Origin of the sequence: Heliomarina baculiformis (assembly GCF_019966545.1) — a bacterium.
GTDB classification, from domain to species: Bacteria; Pseudomonadota; Alphaproteobacteria; order Rhodobacterales; family Rhodobacteraceae; genus Heliomarina; species Heliomarina baculiformis.
Window position 1 is genome coordinate 262,592 of sequence record NZ_JAIMIC010000002.1, and the last position, 20,212, is coordinate 282,803.

Annotated in this window: 20 protein-coding genes; 4 read left to right on the plus strand and 16 right to left on the minus strand. The window is 60.0% G+C overall.

What is annotated here, in order from left to right; all coding sequences use genetic code 11:
• Positions 1-43: 43 nt before the first annotated feature.
• Complete coding sequence (locus MF268_RS04895; protein ID WP_088633778.1) at positions 44-625, minus strand: GcrA family cell cycle regulator; 582 nt, start codon at positions 623-625, stop codon at positions 44-46.
• Between the two features lie 347 nt (positions 626-972).
• On the opposite strand from MF268_RS04895, the gene MF268_RS04900 reads away from it, so the two are divergent.
• The 3 genes from MF268_RS04900 to MF268_RS04910 all read left to right on the plus strand — a co-directional run bounded on the left by MF268_RS04900 (position 973) and on the right by MF268_RS04910 (position 4,274).
• Complete coding sequence (locus MF268_RS04900; protein WP_238369783.1) at positions 973-2,148, plus strand: aspartate aminotransferase family protein; 1,176 nt, start codon at positions 973-975, stop codon at positions 2,146-2,148.
• A 73-nt stretch (positions 2,149-2,221) separates the two neighbouring features.
• Positions 2,222-3,148 carry an ornithine carbamoyltransferase gene (gene argF, locus MF268_RS04905; RefSeq protein WP_238369784.1) on the plus strand — a complete coding sequence of 309 codons (927 nt, stop codon included), beginning with the start codon at positions 2,222-2,224 and terminating at the stop codon, positions 3,146-3,148.
• A 100-nt stretch (positions 3,149-3,248) separates the two neighbouring features.
• On the plus strand, positions 3,249-4,274 hold the full coding sequence (locus tag MF268_RS04910; RefSeq protein WP_238369785.1) for a 2-dehydropantoate 2-reductase: 1,026 nt from the start codon (positions 3,249-3,251) through the stop codon (positions 4,272-4,274).
• On the opposite strand, the gene MF268_RS04915 is transcribed toward MF268_RS04910, so the two are convergent.
• Together MF268_RS04915 and MF268_RS04920 are read right to left on the minus strand one after the other, a co-directional pair.
• The gene (locus MF268_RS04915; protein ID WP_238369786.1) at positions 4,230-5,711 is read right to left on the minus strand and encodes an inorganic phosphate transporter; all 1,482 of its coding nucleotides are present in this window, start codon (positions 5,709-5,711) and stop codon (positions 4,230-4,232) included. The two genes, MF268_RS04910 and MF268_RS04915, sit on opposite strands and share 45 nt — an antisense overlap.
• 72 nt (positions 5,712-5,783) lie before the next feature.
• Entirely contained in the window at positions 5,784-6,242 is a 459-nt protein-coding gene (locus MF268_RS04920) for an NUDIX hydrolase (protein WP_238369787.1), read from the minus strand.
• Positions 6,243-6,415: 173 nt separating this feature from the next.
• Between MF268_RS04920 and gndA the strand changes: the two genes are divergently transcribed.
• On the plus strand, positions 6,416-7,822 hold the full coding sequence (gene gndA, locus MF268_RS04925; RefSeq protein WP_238369788.1) for an NADP-dependent phosphogluconate dehydrogenase: 1,407 nt from the start codon (positions 6,416-6,418) through the stop codon (positions 7,820-7,822).
• A gap of 3 nt (positions 7,823-7,825) precedes the next feature.
• On the opposite strand, the gene MF268_RS04930 is transcribed toward gndA, so the two are convergent.
• From MF268_RS04930 to MF268_RS04990, 13 genes are all read right to left on the minus strand, one after another.
• Positions 7,826-9,133, minus strand: coding sequence for an ATPase (locus tag MF268_RS04930; RefSeq protein ID WP_238369789.1), 1,308 nt, complete (start codon positions 9,131-9,133; stop codon positions 7,826-7,828).
• Between the two features lie 141 nt (positions 9,134-9,274).
• On the minus strand, positions 9,275-9,799 hold the full coding sequence (locus MF268_RS04935; protein WP_238369790.1) for a prepilin peptidase: 525 nt from the start codon (positions 9,797-9,799) through the stop codon (positions 9,275-9,277).
• Between the two features lie 4 nt (positions 9,800-9,803).
• Positions 9,804-10,652 (minus strand): tetratricopeptide repeat protein, encoded by an 849-nt coding sequence (locus MF268_RS04940; RefSeq protein WP_238369791.1) that lies wholly within the window; start codon positions 10,650-10,652, stop codon positions 9,804-9,806.
• A 30-nt stretch (positions 10,653-10,682) separates the two neighbouring features.
• Positions 10,683-11,270 (minus strand): tetratricopeptide repeat protein, encoded by a 588-nt coding sequence (locus MF268_RS04945; protein WP_238369792.1) that lies wholly within the window; start codon positions 11,268-11,270, stop codon positions 10,683-10,685.
• Between the two features lies 1 nt (position 11,271).
• Complete coding sequence (locus tag MF268_RS04950) at positions 11,272-12,255, minus strand: type II secretion system F family protein (RefSeq protein WP_238369793.1); 984 nt, start codon at positions 12,253-12,255, stop codon at positions 11,272-11,274.
• A gap of 12 nt (positions 12,256-12,267) precedes the next feature.
• Positions 12,268-13,236, minus strand: a complete 969-nt coding sequence (locus tag MF268_RS04955) for a type II secretion system F family protein (protein WP_238369794.1) — start codon at positions 13,234-13,236, stop codon at positions 12,268-12,270.
• A complete protein-coding gene (locus MF268_RS04960; protein ID WP_238369795.1) occupies positions 13,236-14,708 on the minus strand; it encodes a TadA family conjugal transfer-associated ATPase in 1,473 nt (490 codons plus the stop codon). Before MF268_RS04960 ends, MF268_RS04955 begins: the two co-directional genes overlap by 1 nt.
• A gap of 20 nt (positions 14,709-14,728) precedes the next feature.
• A complete protein-coding gene (locus MF268_RS04965; RefSeq protein ID WP_238369796.1) occupies positions 14,729-15,964 on the minus strand; it encodes a CpaE/TadZ family protein in 1,236 nt (411 codons plus the stop codon).
• Positions 15,965-16,179: 215 nt separating this feature from the next.
• Positions 16,180-16,797, minus strand: a complete 618-nt coding sequence (locus MF268_RS04970) for an OmpA family protein (protein WP_238369797.1) — start codon at positions 16,795-16,797, stop codon at positions 16,180-16,182.
• A 16-nt stretch (positions 16,798-16,813) separates the two neighbouring features.
• Entirely contained in the window at positions 16,814-18,235 is a 1,422-nt protein-coding gene (locus tag MF268_RS04975) for a type II and III secretion system protein family protein (protein WP_238369798.1), read from the minus strand.
• A 192-nt stretch (positions 18,236-18,427) separates the two neighbouring features.
• Positions 18,428-19,279, minus strand: coding sequence for a Flp pilus assembly protein CpaB (cpaB, locus tag MF268_RS04980; RefSeq protein ID WP_238369799.1), 852 nt, complete (start codon positions 19,277-19,279; stop codon positions 18,428-18,430).
• 169 nt (positions 19,280-19,448) lie between these two features.
• Positions 19,449-19,631 (minus strand): hypothetical protein, encoded by a 183-nt coding sequence (locus MF268_RS04985; protein WP_238369800.1) that lies wholly within the window; start codon positions 19,629-19,631, stop codon positions 19,449-19,451.
• Positions 19,632-19,718: 87 nt separating this feature from the next.
• Positions 19,719-19,925: a hypothetical protein gene (locus MF268_RS04990; RefSeq protein ID WP_238369801.1), complete on the minus strand. Its 207-nt coding sequence runs from the start codon at positions 19,923-19,925 to the stop codon at positions 19,719-19,721.
• Positions 19,926-20,212 lie beyond the last annotated feature (287 nt).

Consider the following 20,212-nt stretch of genomic DNA (forward strand, 5'->3'; position numbering starts at 1 on the left):
CAGGATCACTGCACCGGGGCTTTCTCTATGTATCGTTTCGCGATTACCGTTTGCGGTCGCGGCGCGAGCTCATCGGCTGGAACGCCACGCCCACATGCGCCTCGCAATAGGGTTTGCCGGATTGCACGGGCAAGCCGCAGAACCAGAAATCGGGGGTCGCCGGATCGCCGACGGGCCATTTGCAGGTCCGCTCGGTCAGTTCCATCAGGCTGATCTTCTTCGATTTCTTTTCGATCTCGTTCACCTTCGCAAGCGCTTCGGGGCTGATCTCATTGGCCGAGGGCTGCGGCGGCAGCGGCTGGCCCGCCGGGATGATCTGGCGGCGTGCCGGCATCGACGATTTCGTCTCGGGCGCGGCAGTCACCGGGCGCGCGGCCTCGGTCTTGGGGGCCGGCTTTGCGGCCTTTGTTTCGGCAGGCTTGGGCGCTGCGGGTTTTGCGGCCTTGGGCGGCTCGGGCTTGACCGGCGCGGCACCTGCGGTGCGGTTTGACAGACCAAGCCGATGAACTTTGCCGATCACGGCATTGCGGGTCACGCCGCCCAGTTCCTTGGCGATCTGGCTGGCCGACTGGCCGTCGCTCCACATCTTCTTGAGCATTTCCACGCGTTCGTCAGTCCAGGACATGCGTTGCCTTTCCAGCTAAAAAGCGGCCGCAAAGGCCGCCTTCGAATTCTTGACAGGGCTCTATTTTAATCACTGTAGCGCGAGTTACAAGGCGTCTTACCCCATGTGTCGCACCCGGGGCACAGGCCCGCGAGAGAATTTACTTTCCTTTGCGTCGCCCAATGAGTATGCAGCGCGTCATGAGCATGAACGCGCCTTTTTCGATCCTTCGACGCCGACGTTGATTCCGGCGGCTTCTGGCTGTTTGCTCACCTGCGCCCAATGGGCTGCGACTTCACTCAACACATTGACGTTCCTGCCTGTCATGGGGCAACCATGAAGGCTCAACTCTCAAGAGGATGATCCAGATGATCCCGTCCGTTCTGCCGACCTATTCCCGTGCGCCGCTTTCCTTTGTCAAAGGCGAAGGCTCCTGGCTGATCGAGGCGGATGGCCGACGCTTTCTCGACCTTGGCGCGGGCATCGCGGTGAACGCTCTGGGTCATGCGAACCCGGCGCTGGTCAAGGCACTGAGCGATCAGGCGCAGAACCTTTGGCATACATCGAACCTCTACCAGATCCCGAATCAACAGGCGCTGGCTGACAAGCTGGTCGAACATACCTTTGCCGATACGGTGTTCTTTACCAATTCGGGCACTGAATCCTGCGAACTGGCCGTCAAGATGGCGCGCAAGTACTGGTACGAAAAAGGCGCGCCGGACAAGACCGATATCATCACCTTTGAGGGGTCTTTCCATGGCCGCTCTTCGGCCGGTATCGCGGCGGCCGGGTCCGAAAAGATGACCAAGGGATTTGGCCCGCTGCTGCCGGGGTTCATCCATCTGCCCTGGGGCGATTTAGACGCGCTGAAAGCGGCGATCACCGATACGGTCGGCGCGATCCTTGTCGAGCCGGTGCAGGGCGAGGGCGGAATCCGCCCGATGGACGACAGCGATCTCAAGGCGTTGCGTGCGCTTTGCGACGACCATGACCTGTTGCTGATCCTCGACGAGGTGCAATGCGGCATGGGCCGGACCGGACGTCTGTTTGCTCATGAATGGGCGGGCATTACGCCGGATATCATGATGGTGGCCAAGGGCATCGGCGGCGGCTTTCCCCTTGGCGCGGTTCTGGCCACGGAAAAGGCGGCAAGCGGCATGAGCGCAGGCTCGCACGGGTCGACCTATGGCGGTAACCCGCTGGGATGCGCGGTCGGATCGGCGGTCATGGATGAAATGACAGCCGAAGGCTTTCTGGACGAGGTAAATCGCAAGGCAGGCCTGATGCGCCAGAAGCTCGAGGGGCTGGTCGATGCGCATCCGGAGGTTTTTGAGGAGGTGCGCGGTGCCGGGCTTATGCTCGGGCTGAAATGCAAGGCTGTGAACGCCGACGTGGTCAAGGCCGGGTATGACAACATGCTGCTGACCGTGCCCGCGGCGGACAATGTCATCCGCCTTCTGCCGCCGCTGACAATCTCGGACGAAGAGATCGGCGAGGCCACCACCCGTCTGGACGCGGCGGCGAAAGCCGTTGAGAACACCTGAATTTTCCCGATGATCCCCTGGCCAAGCTGATGCGGGCCGGGGATCGCGACGCAAGAAAAAGAAGAAAACCGATATGAACCATTTTCTCGATATCCATAAGACCGACCCCGACGCGCTGCGGCTGATCATTGATCAGGGCGTCGCGATGAAACAGGCGCGGGCGGACCGCCCCAAGGGCACGCCGGATGACGAACAGCCGCTGGCGGGCCGTATGGTCGCGCTGATATTCGAAAAACCATCGACCCGGACCCGCGTGTCCTTTGACGTTGGCGTGCGCCAGATGGGCGGCGAAACGATGGTGCTGTCGGGCAGCGACATGCAACTTGGCCATGGTGAGACCATCGCCGATACCGCGCGGGTCTTGTCGCGCTATGTCGATATGATCATGATCCGGACCTTCGATGAATCCGTCCTGACCGAGATGGCGGAATATGCCGATGTGCCGGTCATCAACGGTCTGACGGACCGAACGCACCCCTGCCAGATCATGGCCGATGTTATGACCTTTGAAGAGCATCGCGGCCCGATCAAGGGCAAGAAAGTCGTCTGGACCGGCGATGGTAACAACGTTTGTGCATCCTTCCTGCATGCGGCAGGTCAGTTCGGTTTCGACATGACCTTTGCCGGGCCGCCGCAGCTTGACCCCGAGGCGGAATTCGTCGGCTTCGCCCGTGATCGCGGGAGCAAGATCGTGATTGAGCGCGACGCGGCCAAGGCCGTCGATGGCGCCGATCTGATCGTGGCCGACACCTGGGTGTCGATGCACGATGCGCAGTCGGCCCGCGAAAGACGCCACAACTTGCTGCGCCCCTACCAGGTGAACGATGCGCTGGTGGCCAAGGCGAAACCGGATGCGCTGTTCATGCACTGCCTGCCCGCACACCGCGAAGAGGAAGTGACCAGTTCCGTCATGGACGGCCCCCATTCGGTGATCTTTGACGAGGCGGAAAACCGGCTGCACGCGCAAAAGGCGATCATGCGCTGGTGTCTGGGCGTTTGATACCGGTTTCCAAAAGGTGCGCTACCGCGCGTTCTTGTTCCGATAGTCGCGGCGCGACGCTTGCTCGCGGCTTTCCGTTTGCCGTGAGCCGGGACTGATCATGGCTCAACCGATCGTCATCGCGGGTGCGGGGTCGATCGGTTGCTTTGTCGGCGGCCTACTTGCGGCATCGGGGCGAGACATCCGATTGCTGGCGAGACCCCATGTGATCGAAGAAATTCGGGTGCATGGTCTGCACCTGACCGGCTTTGACGGCATGTCCGTTAAGCAAAAGTCCATCGAGATGAGTGACGATCCGGCCGTGCTCGACGATGCCGGTGTGATCCTTGTGACGGTCAAGACGGGTGCTACCCGGACGATGGCGGAACAGATCGCGACCCATGCATCGCGCGACGCGGTCATCGTCAGCCTGCAGAACGGGCTCGATGCGATCGAGATCCTTCGCTCGGCCCTGCCGGGATATGATGTCCGGGCCGGTATGGTGCCGTTCAACGTTGTGCCGATGGGAGAGGGCCGGTTTCACAGGGCCAGCAGCGGGGACATCCTGATGGAAGCGGGACAGCCTGCGCTGGCACTTGGCGTACCCGGTCTGCCCGTGCGCGAAACCTCGCATCTAACAGGGTATCAATGGGGCAAGCTGCTGATAAACCTCGGCAACGCGCCCAATGCCCTCTCGGGGCTGACATTGGTCGAGCAACTGTCGGACCGTGACTGGCGTCACCTGCTCGCCGACCAGATGCGCGAAGCGCTGTCAGTTCTGAAGGCGGCGGGGATCCAGCCGCGTTCGATGACACCGCTGCCAGCCGCTTTGGTGCCAAGCGTGCTCGATCTGCCGACCGTGCTTTTCCGGCGGATCGCGGCAAAGATGCTGACCATCGATCCAAAGGCGCGCACCTCAATGTCCTATGACCTTATGTCGGGCCGCCGCAGTGAAATCGGTGCCTTTCAGGGACGGATCGTCACGATGGGGGAGCGGCTGGGGATTCCGACGCCGCTGAACCGGACGATGCAAAGACTTGTGCTGCAGACGGAAGACAAGGGGGCCGGATTACCCGGCTTGACCGTGGAAGAGATACGCCGCTCAGCCAAGGAACAGGTTGATCACCGAGTAGACGAGGCTCGATAGCAGAGCCGAGGCGGGCACCGTGATGACCCATGCCGCGATCACGGTCAGGAAATGCGAACGCCGGACCAGCTTGCGGCGGCGGCGTTCGACCGAGGCGATGGTCTGATCCTGTGCCAGACCTCCCCGGGTCTTTCTGAAACGCCGCGCCATGTACCATTCGCGGAAAAAGCCCACGCCGAAGATGCCGCCAACGGCGACATGGGTCGAACTGACCGGCAGCCCGAAGGAACTGGCGAGGATGACTGTCATCGCCGAACTCAGGACGACGCAGAAGGCGCGCATCGGGTTCAGCTTGGTGATCTGGTCGCCGACGACACTGATCAGCCTTGGCCCGAAGAGTAGAAGACCAAAGGAAATCCCCAGCGCGCCGATCAGGATGACCCATTGCGGGATCTCGATTGCACCGCCGATAGGCCCGTTCTGAACCGTATGCGCGATGGCAGCGACCGGGCCGACCGCATTCGCCACGTCATTCGCCCCATGGGCAAAGCTGAGCATCGCCGCCGCGATCATCAGCGGAAGCCGGAACAGGATCTTGAGCGACTTGTTGCGGTTCTCCATTTCTTCGGACTGGTGCCGGATAAAGGGGCGCGAGAGGGCCCAGAGCACCCCGCCGAGCGCGATACCGATCAGCAAGCCGTTTTGCAGCGAGATACTGACCACCTTGCTCAGCCCGAAAGAGGCGAGATAGGTGGCGAAAGCGCCGGTGATCAGCCCGACAAGGATCGGGACCCAGAACCGGGCAGCGGCAATCTTGTCGTCGCGGTAGATGACCCGGGACTTGATCAGGGCTAGAAAGCAGGCAGCGACAATCCCACCGAGGATCGGCGCCACGAGCCACCCGGCGGCGATGCTGAGCACGGTGGACCAGTTGACCGCAGATAAACCCAGCGCCGCTACACCTGCGCCAAGGACTGCGCCAATGATTGAATGCGTCGTGGAAACCGGTGCGCCTACCCAGGTCGAGACATTGATCCACAAGGCGGCGCCGATCAGCGAGGCCAGCATTGCCCAGATGACATGCTCGGGGTCGGCCACATTGGGCGCATGGATGATATCCTGCGAGATCGTCGTGATGACATGCCCGCCCGCCAGCAGTGCACCGGCGCTTTCACAGATGGCGGCAATGATCAGCGCGCCTCCAAGGGTGATGACACGGGCGCCCACGGCGGGACCCATGTTGTTTGCCACGTCGTTGGCGCCGATATTGATCGCAAGATAGGCCCCGAAGACCGACGCGATGATCACCGCGAGACTATTGGCCGACTGTTCAAAGAATATTGCTGCCGCGACACCCGCAAGGATCAGGAAAACAAGCGCGATTCCCGTCCCGACAAGCGGCCGGGCCACATAGGCCGTCGCAAGTTCGAGCTGACCGATCCTCTTGAGATCTTTATCGAGCGTTGTCCAATTGTTACCCAAGGGGCTCTGCGTCAAAACTATCCCCCGCTGGCCATGTCGTCCGGACACAGCATGCGTGATCAATATGCAGGTTTCGTGATAGCTGTCTTAAAGTGTTTTTAGAAGAGCGCTTAACTCGGGTTCATTAACCATTTCCGCTGCTTCACGTGGCCGCACCCAGACCCGTTCGCGCTCTTCGCACTCGGGGTATTCGTCTTCGAGATGCGAGACCTTGGCGAGGTAGACATAGGTGGTGACGGGGAGCATCAGACCCTCGTCCGTCTCCTTGATGTATTCATAGGTGCCAACCGGGCGCTTGTTGATCTGCGCGCTGACGACGCCCGCCTCTTCCCATGCTTCCTGAAGCGCGGCACCGGATCCGGTTAACCCGTTGATTGGCCAGCCTTTCGGGATAATCCAGCGCCCGGTCCCCCGGCTTGTCACCAGCAGAACCTCGATGCCATTGCCGCTCTCGCGGTAACAAAGGGCCGCAACCTGTACCAGCTTCGGCCGAATGAACATCGGTCGAAGCACGTCCTTCCACGCTTTCACAAGGGTACTTGTCATGCCACTGACTGTCGCTACTCGAATTTTATGTTTTTTTTCTGAACTGGTGACCCAAAAAAAGTAAATCAAATCTGGTTATCAGTAACATAGGCTTCCGGTGCAAAAGTTCAATACTCCGGCCTTGAACCTCCGGCTCAAGGTCGTAAACCATGCGTCAACCAAGGAGTAAGCGAATGAGCAAGGCGCAGATCGGGGTGTACGGGCTTGGCACGATGGGCAGCGCCCTTGCGCTGAACCTTGCGGAAAACGGGGTGCGGGTGGCCGTCGCCAACCGGGAAACGGAATGGCTCGCGCCTTTCATGGAAGAAGCAGGCCCGCTCGCATCGCAGATTACCCCGACCGAAACGCTGGCCGAGTTCGTGGCTGCCGTGGACGCGCCAAGGACGCTGTTGTTCATGATCCCGTCCGGTGCGCCCGTCGATGGGATGATCGCCGAGATCCGGCCTCTGCTCGAAGAGGGCGACACGATCATCGACGGCGGCAACTCCGATTTCAACGACACCCGGCGGCGCTTTGACGATCTTGAGACAAGTGGGCTGCATTTTGTCGGCATGGGCGTCTCGGGCGGCGAAGAAGGCGCGCGGCATGGGCCATCCATGATGGTTGGCGGTTCCGATCACAGCTGGCAGCAACTGCGCCCGATGGTCAAAGCCATCGCGGCAAAATTCAACGGCGATCCCTGCGTGGCCCATGTCGGACCGGATGGCGCGGGTCATTTCGTAAAGACCGTGCATAACGGCATCGAATATGCCGATATGGAGATCATCGCCGAAATCTACGGATTGCTTCGTGACGGTGAGGGCTGGGATGCGGCCCGGATCGGGGCTCTGTTCGGTGACTGGAACGACGGACCGCTTGCGTCCTACCTTGTTGAGATAACGTCGGAAATCCTTGCGGCCGGTGATCCTGACACGGGTGTGCCCATGGTGGACATGATCCTCGACAGCGCCGGGCAAAAGGGAACCGGGCGCTGGACGGTGATCGAGGCGCTGAAGCTCGGGCATTCGGCAACGGTGATCGAAGCGGCAGTGGCCGCGCGCAGCTGGTCGGCCGATCCGGAGGCCCGGTTGCGGGCTGGTAGGATACTGGCCGGGCCGACCGAGACAGCCGAATTGCCGTCAACCGAAACACTGCGGGCGGCGTTCCTGGCGGCCCGGGTACTGGCCCATGCGCAGGGGTTTGCGCTGCTGACAGCGGCCTCGAAGGAATTTGACTGGTCGCTTGACCTCGGCCGCATTGCCGAAATCTGGCGTGCAGGCTGCATCATCAGATCGGCGCTGCTGGATGAACTTGCCGCCGCGCTGCGGGCCCACCCGGGCGAAAACCTCGCGCTTGCACCGGCAATGGCCGAACTGCTTGCCAAGTCGATCGGGCCGCTGCGCGAGACCGTTGCGGCTGCCGCCTTGTCGGGCCTGCCGGTTCCGTCGCTCGCCTCGGCGCTGAACTGGTACGACTCGCTTCGCCGCGCACCCGGCACGGCCAACCTGATCCAGGCGCAGCGCGATTTCTTTGGCGCGCACGGGTTCGTCCGCACCGACCGTCCGGGCGCGACCCACGGGCCGTGGCATCAAAAGGGCTAAGGCTTATTTGACGATCTTCTCGTCCTTGACGAACATGTTGCCCCATGCGCGGTCGATCAACTCGGGGCTCATCTGGTATGGGATGCCCTCGAATTCGCAGATGGAGATCATCTGGTCGATCAGAAACACCGGCTGGTAATTCGCATAAATGTTGTCGATGGTCGGGTATTTCTTCTTGAGAAGATGTACCAGCGCCGCCTCGTCGAGCGGCATACCCTTTTTGCGGGCCACCATTGCAAAGATCTTGAGAAAGTCTTCCTGGCTGGGGCCGTCGATCTTGATCTTGAAAAAGATCCGCCGCAGCGCGGCCTGGTCGAAGATCTCGTTCGGGTGGAAGTTGGTTGAAAAGATCACCAATGTGTCGAAAGGCACCTCGAACTTTTCACCGGATTGCAGGCCGAGGATGTCCTTGCTTTCTTCCAGCGGAACGATCCAGCGGTTGACCAGCGCCTGCGGCGGTTCTTCCTGACGGCCAAGGTCATCGACGATAAAGATACCGCCGGTCGATTTCAGCTGTAGCGGGGCCTGATAGGTGCGGGCAGTCGGATTATAGACCAGATCCAGCATCTTGAGCGACAGTTCACCGCCCGTGACCACCGTGGGGCGTTCGCAGCAGACGTAGCGCTGGTCGAACCGTTTGGCACGGCGCAGGCTCGACATGTCTTCTTCGACCTCGTCCACGGCGGTGTGAACGATCGGGTCATAGACTGTGATCACCTGACCGGCATATTCGATTGCGCGCGGGACATAGACCCGGTCCCCCAGCGCGTCGCGAATACCGTTTGAAATCGAGGATTTACCGTTGCCAGGCGGTCCGTACATCAGGATCGAACGACCGGCACTGACGGCGGGGCCAAGCTGGTCCAGCAGGGTGGGCGGCAGAACGAGGTGGCCCATCGCGTTAGTAAGCTGGCCCCGGGTGATCTGGATGTTGCGGATCGACTGGCGTTCGACCTGCTCGCTATAGACATCCAGCGGCACCGGCATCGCGCCAAAATATTCCGACTGACCCAGCGCATCGAGCGCGCGGGCTTTGCCGGCGTCGGTCAGCTGGTAACCCATTTCGTTGCCGCTGTTGGCGTTCAGCGTGCCCATCGCCTCGAGCAGTTTCTGCTCGCGCGCCATGTCGACCAGTTCTTGCGTGATCTGCACCGGCAGACATATGGCAGCGGCGATTTCGCTGGTCGTATTTGTGTTCTTGCGGAAAATTGTCTTGAGCAGGATATCCCGCATCATCACCATTGGCAGCCGCATGCTCCTCAGGTCGCGCGGAGGAGGAGGGGCCAGGCTTTCCGTGTTCTGCATATTCATGGCTTGGGGAATCCGCTCTCTTGCTTTGCCCCGTGATCCCGTTTCTTGATGGTTTTTTTGTGTCGCGTTCGGGTCATTTCGGCAGAATCCGGACAAGAATATTTTATCGGCAGAACCCGCCCGAGCATAGGCACGAAACCTTCACTGCCCGTAAATGGCGCCGAGAATAAGGTAGATCGCCATCGTACCGCCCAGCGACAGGCCCATGGGGAATTTCCAGCCGACATTCCAGCTTTTCCAGCCGGGGGCGATACGTTTCAGGGGCGTGTATTTGACCAGACGATGCGTCGCAAAAGCGGCCAGCAGGTTGGCGGCAAAGATCGCCAGAAGAAACCGAAGGTCGGCCCCTGCAACGAAAGGCGCGGCGGCAGCAGCAAACTTGGCATCTCCGGCACCGACGGCACCGCCCGCGTTAAGCATTACACCAAGGACAAGCACGGCAACCAGTTGCACCAGCCGCCAGCCATAGACCGGCAGCGGCAGCGCGACCAGCCCGACCACGAGGAAAATCGCGCCCAGCACCAGCACCGCCTGATTTGTGATCCGCATTTCGCGCAGATCGGTAAAGCAGACGTAAAGGCAGACGGGCAGGACAAAGGGCAGGAACCACCGGGCAGAATAGGCGGTAATCGCCATCTGCTCGGGCAGATACCAGCTCCCCTGCATCAAATCAGGCGTTCTCGAGGGCCTGCAGAGAGCGGACCGCTTCGTCGAAGTGCTGCGGGTGCGTGTTGATCGCCTCGCGCAGCAGCGCCTTGCCGGTCTGGACATCGCCCTGTTTGACCGCCGAAAGCGCCATCGTGTGCAAAAGCTGCGCCCGCTCGGTCTGATCCATCGGAATCACCGGCAGCGTGTATTTGCGCTGCGCACCCCGCGCCAGAATGAGGTTGTTCTTGGCGGTGAAAAGCGACTGATCCTGCCGGATCGCTTCGCCAAAGAGACGCTCGGCCTCGGCATAGTCGCCGCGTGTCAGCTTGGAATAGCCCCAGTTGTTCAGAACGCCCGAGGGTGTGGTGGTCAGGCCCATCGCGGTTTCATAGAAACTGTCGGACTTGCCCCATTCCTTGTTCGCATCCGCCACCATCGCTTCGAGACGATAGCGCTGAAACGTCTCATGGGTTGGCGGCACGCTGTCGAGCGTCGCTTCGGCCTTGGCCCAGTCACCGTTGCGGATCAGCGCATCGGCCAGATTGACTTTGTCCTCGGAGGTCGCACCGGGCATGCTGGCCACCTTGGTCCATGCAGCAACGCCTTCGGTGTTGCGCTTTGCGCGGATCAGCGACTTGGCCAGACCGCGTTGCAGGTCGATCCGATCGGGGGCGCTCTTGGTGGAGCGGGTGAAATATTGGACGGCTTCGTTCGGGTCGGCCACGGTCAGCATGACATCGTTGAGGTTGCTCTCGTCGACGACGTTCACATCCTGAAAGGCCCGTTCAACAGTTTCTTCGGCCTTTTCAGCGCAGGCGGATAGGGTCAGCGCGCCTGCAATCGCTGCTGGAATCAGAAAGACATGGCGCATTTTTGCGTCCTTTACTGCTGTGCCTCAGTGCTAGTTCTTACGCAGCAGAAAGTCGCCTTCGCCCCGTTGAACCAGTTTAAAGTCTTCGTTTTGTGTCTCAGTATGACCGGAAACTTCTGTTTTTGCGAGTGCTAAGCGCAAATTATCCCGGATTGAGTCACTTTGGCCATTGTCCAGCGCGTAGGCTTTGCGAAACACCTGTTCGGCCTCGGCGGTCTCGCCCTTTTCCATCAGCACGACACCAAGGTTGTTCCATGCTTCCGGCCAGTCGGGGGCCTCCTTTACCGAACGGCGCATCAATTCCTCGGCCTGTCCAAGACGGCCGAGACCAAGATTTGCGGCGCCGAAACCGCTAAGAATTTCCGGTGTCATGCCCTGTTCAAGCGCGGCGCGTGTAAACGCATCGAGCGCAAGCTCATACTGGCCTGCGCTGATCAGCCGGTTGCCGACCTCGACCCCGTCCACAGCCTCGCCTTTCGGGTCGGTGCCGGGAGCATAGGGAGATTCTTCGGGTAATTCGATCCTTTCGGGTCCGCAGGCCGCCACCACTGCCACAAGGATGGTGCCTGCAAGGATTGCCCGGATCGGTGTGCTGCTCATCACACCTGTGACTTTCATTTTAGTTGCCGCTCATTGCGCCCAGATTTGCAATGCCGTTCGCCGAAGGACCAACAAGGATGATCAACAGTGGCGGCACTGTCAGCCCCATAGTGGCAAGGGTCATTTTGGTTGGCAACTTGTTTGCAGCTTCTTCGGCGCGCATCACGCGCTTGTCACGCATTTCACCGGCAAAGACCCGCAGCGCGTCCGAGATCGAGGTACCAAAGCTGGCCGACTGGATCAGCACCGTGACGAAAGAGGACACATCCTGCACGCCGCAACGCTCACCCATGTCGCGCAGCACGCTGGCCTTGTCCTTGCCCGCTTTCATCTCTTGCGAAACAACCTCGAATTCCTGCGCCAGCGCCGGGTAGGAGGCCGTCAGCTCGCGCGAGACGCGCACGATGGCCTGATCGAGCGACTGACCCGCCTCGACGCAGACCAGCAGCATGTCGAGCGCATCGGGAAAGCCGCGCGTGATCGCTTCCTTGCGTTCTTCGACACGCCGGGTGACCCAGTATTTCGGCAGGTAATATCCGACACCGCCGGGCCCGATGATATACATCACCATTTGTTGCGAGCTGAATTCCTGATCGGCGTTCAGCACCGTCACGTAGACGACGCCAAGGATCAACCCGATCACGCCAAGCAGGAATTGGGCAAAGTGAAAGACACGCACCGCGTCGCGTGACTGGTATCCGGCCTGACGCAGCTTGAGCTGCATCGCTGAAAGCTCGGCCACGTCCTGCGGTTCAAGGAAGGTGGCGAATTTCTGAAGCTGTTCGTTGCGCGCGCCCTGACGCAGCCGTTCCTTCTGCGGTTTGGAACTTTCGGTCTCGTTCATGCTCCGCTTGAGTTTTTTGAGCGGATCTTCGGGCTGGTTCAGCATCATCGCGAAAACCAGCAGGATCATGATGACGCCGACGCCACCCATTGCGATGATCGGGCCAAAGGGCCCCAGCGTGCCGGTCAGCATCTCGTTTATGCCAAGCAGGAAATCCATGGGCGGGGCTCCTTACACCTTGATGTTGGTCAGAACGCGCATGACGACGAGGTTCAGGCTAAGCAGGATACCGACGACGAAACAGGCGGGAATGAAATAGGGGTGGTCCATTACGTCGTCGTAATAGCCGGGGTCGTTGACCATGATCAGTGCGAGACAGACAAGCGGGAAACCGGACAGGAATTTGCCTGACCATTTCGCCTCGGCGGTGATCGCCTTGACGCGCCGGAACAGGCGGAAACGGGCGCGGATCACCTTGGCCAGACCGGCGAGGATCTCGGCGAGGTTACCGCCCGATTGCTGCTGGATCGTCACCGCGACGGCGAGAAAGCGCAAATCCTGCATGTCGAGCCGTTCGGCCATTTCCTTGAGCGCATCGCCCACGTCGCGCCCATAGGCGGTCTCATCGGCGATGATGCCGAACTCGGTGGCCAGCGGGTCCTGAATTTCCTTGGAAACGATTGTAATCGCCGAGGAAAACGGGTGCCCCACACGCAGGCTTCGCACCATCAGTTCCACCGCATCGGGAAGCTGTTCCTCGATCATCATCATGCGCTTCTTGGCCTTGTTGTTGACCCAGAAGAACACGCCGCCGACGCCGATACCGACCGAGGCGAGGATCCGCACGGGAACCTCGGTCTGCGTACCGATCGTCAGGCCCATAAAGGCAAAAAGCGCGACGCCGACCATGATGAGCACAAGCTGTCGCGGTGTAAAGGCAATCGCCGCCTTCTGCGCCCTGTCCGCCAGCAGCGAATAGAGCGGAATGGACCGCGACTTCATGTGCTGCTGCATTTCCTTGCGCAGCTGTTCCAGCACCTTTTCGCGCCCGGTGCCCTTGTCGAGCATTTCCAGGCGTCGGTTCACACGGCTGTTGAGGCTGATCGATTTGCCGAAGGCGACGAGGTAGAGGCCTTCGACCAGCGCGAGGACGCCGACGAAAATCAGCCCGTAAATGATCGGTTCTGCGGTGATCTGCATTATCGGGGATCCATCACGGTGGGTTCATAGATCGAGGCGGGCAGGTCATAGCCCCACATGCGGAAGCGTTCCGAAAAGTTGGAGCGCACGCCGGTCGCGGTGAAATGACCGATGATCTTGTTGTCGGGGGTCAGTCCAACACGCTGATATTTAAAGATTTCCTGCATGGAGATCACATCGCCCTCCATGCCGGTGATCTCGGTGATCGAGGTCATGCGGCGCGAGCCGTCCTGCAGGCGGCTGGCCTGAACGATCAGGTTCACAGCCGAGGAAATCTGCGAGCGCATCGCCTTCATGGGCATTTCGATCCCGGCCATCGCGATCATGTTTTCCAGGCGCGAAACCCCGTCACGGGCCGAGTTGGCGTGGATCGTGGTCATCGAGCCGTCGTGGCCGGTGTTCATGGCCTGCAGCATGTCGATGACTTCTTCGCCACGGGTTTCGCCGACGATGATACGGTCGGGCCGCATCCGCAGCGCGTTCTTGAGACAGTCGCGGGGGGAAACCTCGCCCTTGCCTTCGACGTTGGGCGGGCGGCTTTCCATCCGGCCCACGTGGATCTGTTGTAGCTGAAGTTCCGCCGTATCCTCGATGGTCAGGATGCGTTCGGAGTTGTCGATAAAGCTTGATAGCGCGTTCAGGGTCGTCGTTTTACCAGACCCGGTACCGCCCGATACGATGATGTTCAGCCGTGTTGCTACGGCGGCCTGCAGGTAGGCCGCCATTTCCTCGGTAAAGGCACCGAAGTTGACAAGATCGTCGATCCCCAGCTTGTCTTTCTTGAATTTCCGGATCGAAACCAGCGACCCGTCCACGGCCACGGGCGGAACCATCGCGTTAAAACGCGACCCGTCGGCGAGGCGGGCGTCCACATAGGGGTTGGATTCATCAACCCGGCGACCCACGGCGGAAACGATTTTGTCGATGATCCGTAGCAGGTGACGTTCATCCTTGAAGGTGACATCCGACAGCTCGAGCTTGCCGTTTCGCTCCACGAAAACCTGTTGCGGACCGTTCACGAGAATATCGTTGACTGTATCGTCCTGAAGCAGGGTCTCGAGCGGACCAAGACCGGTGACCTCGTCGTATAGTTCCTTGTTCAGGGTCTGTCTGTCTTCGCGGTTGAGAACGATACCCTTTTCATCAAGCAACTCGCCCGCGATGGCGCCGATCTCGGCGCGTAGTTCCTTTTCCGAGGCATGTTCAAGCGCGGCAAGGTTCAGGTTGTCGAGAAGTGATCGATGCATCTCGATCTTGATCTCGCCCATGCGCTCCTTGCGCTTGCGTTCCTTGTCGGCATTGGCGGCAGCGGCGGGTGCCGTGGTGATCTTGCGCCGCATCGCGACGGGCGCGGCCTTTTGGGGCGCCTCGGGTTCGGAGGCGGCGGCGGGGCTTGCTTGGGCAACCTTTGCTGCCGCTGGGATCTGCTTCGGAGCTGGTGCTCCATTGGTCTTCTTGTACTTTGAAAACATGTCCTAGACGCCCTGAAAGGTTACGCGGCCTGTGCTTCGCTTCGGCCCAGATCGTGGATCGACTGGGCCAGCTTCTGGATCTCTTTTCGCAGCGGGTTTTTTCCTGCGGACGCGGCGAGGGGCATCCCGTGATCTGCCCCCTGAAGCACCTGCTTGCCGCCATCGGGCAATTGCAGGTCGATCGAGATCCCAAGGCTTTCCGCCATGCGTTTCACGCGGCTCTTGGCCGACAGATCGGTGAATTTCGGTGCCCGGTTCAGTGCGAACCGCAGCTTGTTGAACGGCAGGTCTTCGGACTGAAGCGCACGCTTGAAGCGCAGGGCGTTCTGGGCCGAGCGCATGTCCAGCTCTATCACCGCGAAATAGACATGGGCCGCCTGAAGCACGGTTTCCGTCCAGTGAACCAGCGTCGAGGGCAGATCGATCACCACGTAATCGAAGTGCGCGCGCGCCATGTCGATGACGCGCTGGATGTCCTCGGTGCCAAGCACGTCAAGCGGCACCATGTCCGAGGGCGCCGTCAGGACCTGCATCTTGTCCTCAAAGCTCAAAAGCGCCTGTCCGAACATGTCGTGATCAAGGCTTTCGGTATCCGAGAGCATTTCGAAAACGACCTCGCGGCGGGGTAGATCGAGATAGGTGGAAACCGCGCCATATTGCAGGTCGAGATCAAGCAGGCAGACGCTCGGCGGCTTCTTTTTGTCGATATTGGCAAGTTCCCAGGCAAGGTTGACTGCAAGCGTCGTTGCGCCGCAGCCCCCTGCAAGCCCATGTGCCACGAGAACCGCACCTTCCTTGGCGCCGGTCGCGGAGAGATTGGCCGTGGCATGATCGGTGACCTGCGGAGCGGCCGGTTGCTGGACCCGTTCGATTGCAGCGGCCAGTTCGCTTTCGGGAAGCGGGTAGGGGACGAATTCGTCGGCCCCCTTGCGCAGCAGCTGGTGCAGGGCGGCCGGTGTGACGTCCTCGGCAATGAGGATCACGTTGATCTTGCGGGATTTGGCCTGGGTGATGATTTCACCCATCAGGACAAGGTCTTCCTCATCATCCGCATCGATGGCAAGCGCGATGAATTCAAGAGCGGCCGCTTCGGGCTGGCTGAAAAAGGCAAGCGCTTCGGAAAACCCGAGATCGCCCCATCTCTCGCCAAGGACGGCTTCCATGTCTTCAATCAGCAGGTCGAAATTCTGCACGTCCCGACTGACCGTGCAGGCGACGATAGGATTTACGTCCGGTTGCGACGATTCGCTGCTCATTACCCTTCATCCTCTTCCAAAGGGCTATGGCGCACAGGAACGGCGGGCGTGAAACGCGGTTCGCTGCCCAGTCGTTCTATGTTGCCAACGTGCGGATTCGGAAAACACACGTCGCCCAGTGGTTTGAGGGTGCCCGGTAATCTAGGCGAGAATTAGGCCAAAAAAACCCAATTGTTGGAAGGCGGGCGACGATGCGGCCCTGACGGGCGCGATTGTTACTCGTTGATGCCGGTCGTCACTGTCGTGTTCGTTCTTGGCACGGCGCTTTGAACGTATTCACGATAAATGATCTGTGCGTATTTGCCGTCGAGCACCGTGGGGTGCCGCTTCACAAAACCGGAAACCTCGGTGACGGTCCGGCGATTCTGGCGCTCACGCGCGGGCGTGTCGATCAGTGGGCGCGTTTCGCCAAAGGAAACCAGTGCTTCAAGCCGTCCGCGGCTGATGCCGCGCTGGGCAAAGTAGTTCACCACCGCGTTGGCGCGCCGTTGTCCAAGCTCCCGGTTATAGGCGGAAGAGCCGACCTTGTCGGTATGGCCAAAAACCTTGAATCGCACTTCGGGGAACTGTCGGATCCAGTTGGCCTGCCGGTCCAAGGTGGCGCGGGCCGCGGAATCGAGAACCGCGCTGTCAAAGGCAAAGGTGATCGTCGTCGGCACTTCGCTGGCAAAGCGGTTGCCAAGGCTGATCGCGTAATCGAGTTCGCCGCGCATCACCAACTGGTTGTTGTTGGTGGCATTGCCGAAACTGTTCAGGTCCAGTTCGTGCCCCGCCTCTTTCTCGCAGGCGGCGAGGGCGAGGGCGATTCCGGCAACCGATATGATCTTGCGCATGTGACGATCCCTCCGATCAGTCAAGAACGTAGCCGTAAGAGCCGCTGAAATCCTGCTTGGCCACTTCGCCCACGGCACCAGTGGTGCGGGTCTTTTGGGCAACCTTGCCACCAAGGAAAAGGTCGGTTTCGCTCGGCGGGCGGACACGGTCTGTGGGCAGGGCAAAGGCCTCGCCCCGTGTCGGTGTGACGAGATGGGCTGTGATGATGATGACCAGTTCCGTCTGGTTGCGCTGGTAGGACGAGCTGCGGAACAGGGTGCCAAGTACTGGCACATCGCCAAGCCAGGGCAACTGGCCGACGTTATCGACAAAATCATCCTGAATCAGACCGGCAATTGCAAAGCTTTCGCCGTCACGCATTTCGACGGTGGTCGAGGTTTCGCGGCGGCTGAACGCATCGACCTGAAACCCGTTGAAGGTAACGCTGTTGCTCGGGTCGATTGCCGAAACGGCGGCCATCATTTCAAGATTGATGACATCCTTTGCAACGACGCGGGGGGTAAAGTTCAGTTCTATACCGAAGGGTTTGAATTCGACCGAAATCTGGCCTTGTTCCTGTGCCACCGGCACCGGGTACTCGCCACCGGCAAGGAATTTCGCCTCTTGCCCGGACAGCGCGGTGAGGTTTGGCTCGGCCAGCGTGCGTACCACGCCTTTCTGCTCCAGCGCCTCGATCAAAAGGCCAACCTGCACCGAACCGGCGTTAAAGCCGAACAGGACCGCACCGGTGTTCTCGTTCACAGCCGGGATATTGCCAGTCAGTGCATTCGTCAGGCCCGGCTGGTTGTTCACCGTACCGGTACCGCCGTTCAACCCGGTGTCGCCACCAAAGATGCTGCCGTTCAGGCCAAGCGAACTGCTGAGCGATTTGGATACATTGCGCTGCATTTCCGCGAAACGGACCTTGAGCATGACCTGCTGCACGCCACCGACGCTCATCAGGTTTGAAACGCGCTCGGGCGCGTAGCGCTGGGCAAGATCCAGCGCGCGTTGCAGGCTTTGCGAACTCGACACGACGCCCGACAGGACGATGCCGTCATTCGCCGTGCGCACTTCGATCTGTTCGCCGGGAAGGATCTGGCGCAACCTTTCCTTGAATTCGGTCACGTCCGCCGACACCCGCACATCCACGTTGGTGATCAGCCGACCGGCCGCATCCAACAGGGTAAGCGTGGTCATCCCGGGCGTCTTGCCCAGCAGATAGATGGTTCGGTCCGAGAGCGAAGAGATATCCGCAATGCCCGGGTTCGCAATACTGAGTTCGGCAAAGGGAACGTCGCTTTCAACCACGATGGCCCGGTTCATGGGGACTTCGAGGGAACGTGCAGTTCCTGTTTTCACGACGGTCAGCGTCTCGGCCAGGGCTGCCTGTCCGGCAGGCCCAAACGCAAGAGCCAGCCCCAGCAGGGCTGTCGTCAATGTGCTTCTCAATGTCATGTGACCTGCCTCTCCGATCACGCCTCATTATGCGGGTCTTTTTGCCCGATATTTCCGCTAGTCTGCGTCGAATGCGTTTTTATTGCAAGAATCAAAGGTTTCCGGATCGTTTTGTATGTGGAGAAAGAGCAACAATATAAAGAGGGCGGCGCCACCGGCACCGCCCTCATCAGAAAATCTGCCCTGTAATCATCAGTTTGTGCAGGGGATCGGAATGTTAACCACTTCGGCGCCGCGGCGCTGCCGGATCGTGCAGACCTGTTCCTTTGGCGCTTCGGGGGCGGCTTCGATTTCGCCAAGACCAAGGAGCGAGCGCTGGTCCACTTCGATGACAGAGGCAACGGTGTCGTCATCGGCACCAACAAGCGACAGGGACAGACGCCCGGTTGTCTGTGCCTGAGCAAGGGCCGCGACCTGTTCGGGGCTGACGGATACGGTGACGGTTCGCGCGATTGTTGCAGAGTTGATATCTTCGCTTGCGGTCTGGTCCACCGCGATTAATTTGACAGCGGTCTGGATCAGACGGGTAATCTCGCCACGTCCGCCGGCCGAACGCAGGCTGCCCGTCCAGTATACATCGACCCGGTCGCCGGGGCGCAGAAAGCCCGAAACACCGGTGGCTACGTCGACCTTGATAGCAAAGGCACGCATGCCGCGTTCAAGCTGCGAAGTCAGACCCGCATCCTGTCCCGGCTCGGTTACCTTGACCTTCATGATGGCCTCGTCCTTTTCCATCGCGCGCAGGACGACACGCACGTCCGACTCCTCGGGGGGGAACAGGGTGTCCATGCTGACGAACGTGCCTTTGGGGACAGCATTCTGTGGCCAGGTCACGGCACGGACCGATTCCCGTGTCAGGGATTCGCCGTAGCGTAGCGGGCGGTCTGCAACAATGACCTCGACTGTTGGCACGGCGGGCTGCCGCTGCGACCGCTCGCGGGCCAGCTCGTTCTGATATGCTGTAATGTAATTCTTCGCCATCATGACCGCACCGCCTGCTAGGGCGACACCGACAATCAGGACCAGTCCAAACACCGCACGCATTTCCGTACCTCTCTAGAATTCCCGCCCCACGCGGGGGAGCCGGAGATTTGCCGTTCCAAGTTGCTGGCCAAGTTAAAACTTCAATGTGGCCAAATCAGGGAAACGAAATGACCCGCCGGTGAAGTTCCGGCGGGTCATACGTGAAGAAAAATTCAAAAAGTTTGGAGAATTACTCTCCGACTTCTGTCCCGGACAGGCTGGCGCCGGTGCTGCTGCCGAGACCTCCTGTCGCGGTTTGGATCGACGTAAAGGCAAGTCCGGCCAGACCGACGACTGCTGCTGTTAGGACCACCCAATCCACTGTGACAGCGCCGCTCTCGCCCCCGAGAAATTTTACTATGCGATTTTTCATTATGTCCTCGCAGGTTGCGCAAGCGTTGGCGGACAGGGGTCGCTGTCGAGAAGCGTAGCGACGACGACCGCCTGTCCGGGCAAGAGATTATTCGGCTTCGCTTTCGCCGCCGCTGCCGCTCGGGCTTTTGCCGGAGATGAAGGAGCCGGTGCTCTCGGTCAGGCTTGTGGTGCCCGAGCTGATTGAGGTATACGCGGCGCCTGCCAAGGCAACGACGGCTGCGGTCAAAACGACCCAGTCCACCGTAACGGCACCGTCTTCGTCTTTCCGGAATTTGTTTAGAAACTTGTTCATATTTGGTCCCTCCATAGGATCATATACTGGCGATACAGACCGCGCTTGCCGGTTGGGGGCAAAATTGCCAAACCCGGATCCCGTGGCCTAGAATGAGTATAGTCGTTGGATTGGGGCAGCAATTTGGCATCAATTTTCGTTTTTTGCGCCGCTTACGGCGGAGTTGTTAGATTTTGAGGGACATTCTGTAAGCCCTTGAATTTATGGATGCGACCACCGCCCGGATTGGGGATGGCTGGGCGAATGTGTTCATACTATGTCTGTGTTTTCTCAAAGACCGGCAGTTG

Excerpts from the sequence above, each read along its gene's own strand:
- MF268_RS04895 (WP_088633778.1), bottom strand. The coding sequence starts at position 625 with ATGTCCTGGACTGACGAACGCGTGGAAATGCTCAAGAAGATGTGGAGC.
- MF268_RS04900 (WP_238369783.1), top strand. The coding sequence starts at position 973 with ATGATCCCGTCCGTTCTGCCGACCTATTCCCGTGCGCCGCTTTCCTTT.
- argF (WP_238369784.1), top strand. The coding sequence starts at position 2,222 with ATGAACCATTTTCTCGATATCCATAAGACCGACCCCGACGCGCTGCGG.
- MF268_RS04910 (WP_238369785.1), top strand. The coding sequence starts at position 3,249 with ATGGCTCAACCGATCGTCATCGCGGGTGCGGGGTCGATCGGTTGCTTT.
- MF268_RS04920 (WP_238369787.1), bottom strand. The coding sequence starts at position 6,242 with ATGACAAGTACCCTTGTGAAAGCGTGGAAGGACGTGCTTCGACCGATG.
- gndA (WP_238369788.1), top strand. The coding sequence starts at position 6,416 with ATGAGCAAGGCGCAGATCGGGGTGTACGGGCTTGGCACGATGGGCAGC.
- MF268_RS04930 (WP_238369789.1), bottom strand. The coding sequence starts at position 9,133 with ATGAATATGCAGAACACGGAAAGCCTGGCCCCTCCTCCTCCGCGCGAC.
- MF268_RS04935 (WP_238369790.1), bottom strand. The coding sequence starts at position 9,799 with ATGCAGGGGAGCTGGTATCTGCCCGAGCAGATGGCGATTACCGCCTAT.
- MF268_RS04940 (WP_238369791.1), bottom strand. The coding sequence starts at position 10,652 with ATGCGCCATGTCTTTCTGATTCCAGCAGCGATTGCAGGCGCGCTGACC.
- MF268_RS04945 (WP_238369792.1), bottom strand. The coding sequence starts at position 11,270 with ATGAAAGTCACAGGTGTGATGAGCAGCACACCGATCCGGGCAATCCTT.
- MF268_RS04950 (WP_238369793.1), bottom strand. The coding sequence starts at position 12,255 with ATGGATTTCCTGCTTGGCATAAACGAGATGCTGACCGGCACGCTGGGG.
- MF268_RS04955 (WP_238369794.1), bottom strand. The coding sequence starts at position 13,236 with ATGCAGATCACCGCAGAACCGATCATTTACGGGCTGATTTTCGTCGGC.
- MF268_RS04960 (WP_238369795.1), bottom strand. The coding sequence starts at position 14,708 with ATGTTTTCAAAGTACAAGAAGACCAATGGAGCACCAGCTCCGAAGCAG.
- MF268_RS04965 (WP_238369796.1), bottom strand. The coding sequence starts at position 15,964 with ATGAGCAGCGAATCGTCGCAACCGGACGTAAATCCTATCGTCGCCTGC.
- MF268_RS04970 (WP_238369797.1), bottom strand. The coding sequence starts at position 16,797 with ATGCGCAAGATCATATCGGTTGCCGGAATCGCCCTCGCCCTCGCCGCC.
- MF268_RS04975 (WP_238369798.1), bottom strand. The coding sequence starts at position 18,235 with ATGACATTGAGAAGCACATTGACGACAGCCCTGCTGGGGCTGGCTCTT.
- cpaB (WP_238369799.1), bottom strand. The coding sequence starts at position 19,279 with ATGCGTGCGGTGTTTGGACTGGTCCTGATTGTCGGTGTCGCCCTAGCA.
- MF268_RS04985 (WP_238369800.1), bottom strand. The coding sequence starts at position 19,631 with ATGAAAAATCGCATAGTAAAATTTCTCGGGGGCGAGAGCGGCGCTGTC.
- MF268_RS04990 (WP_238369801.1), bottom strand. The coding sequence starts at position 19,925 with ATGAACAAGTTTCTAAACAAATTCCGGAAAGACGAAGACGGTGCCGTT.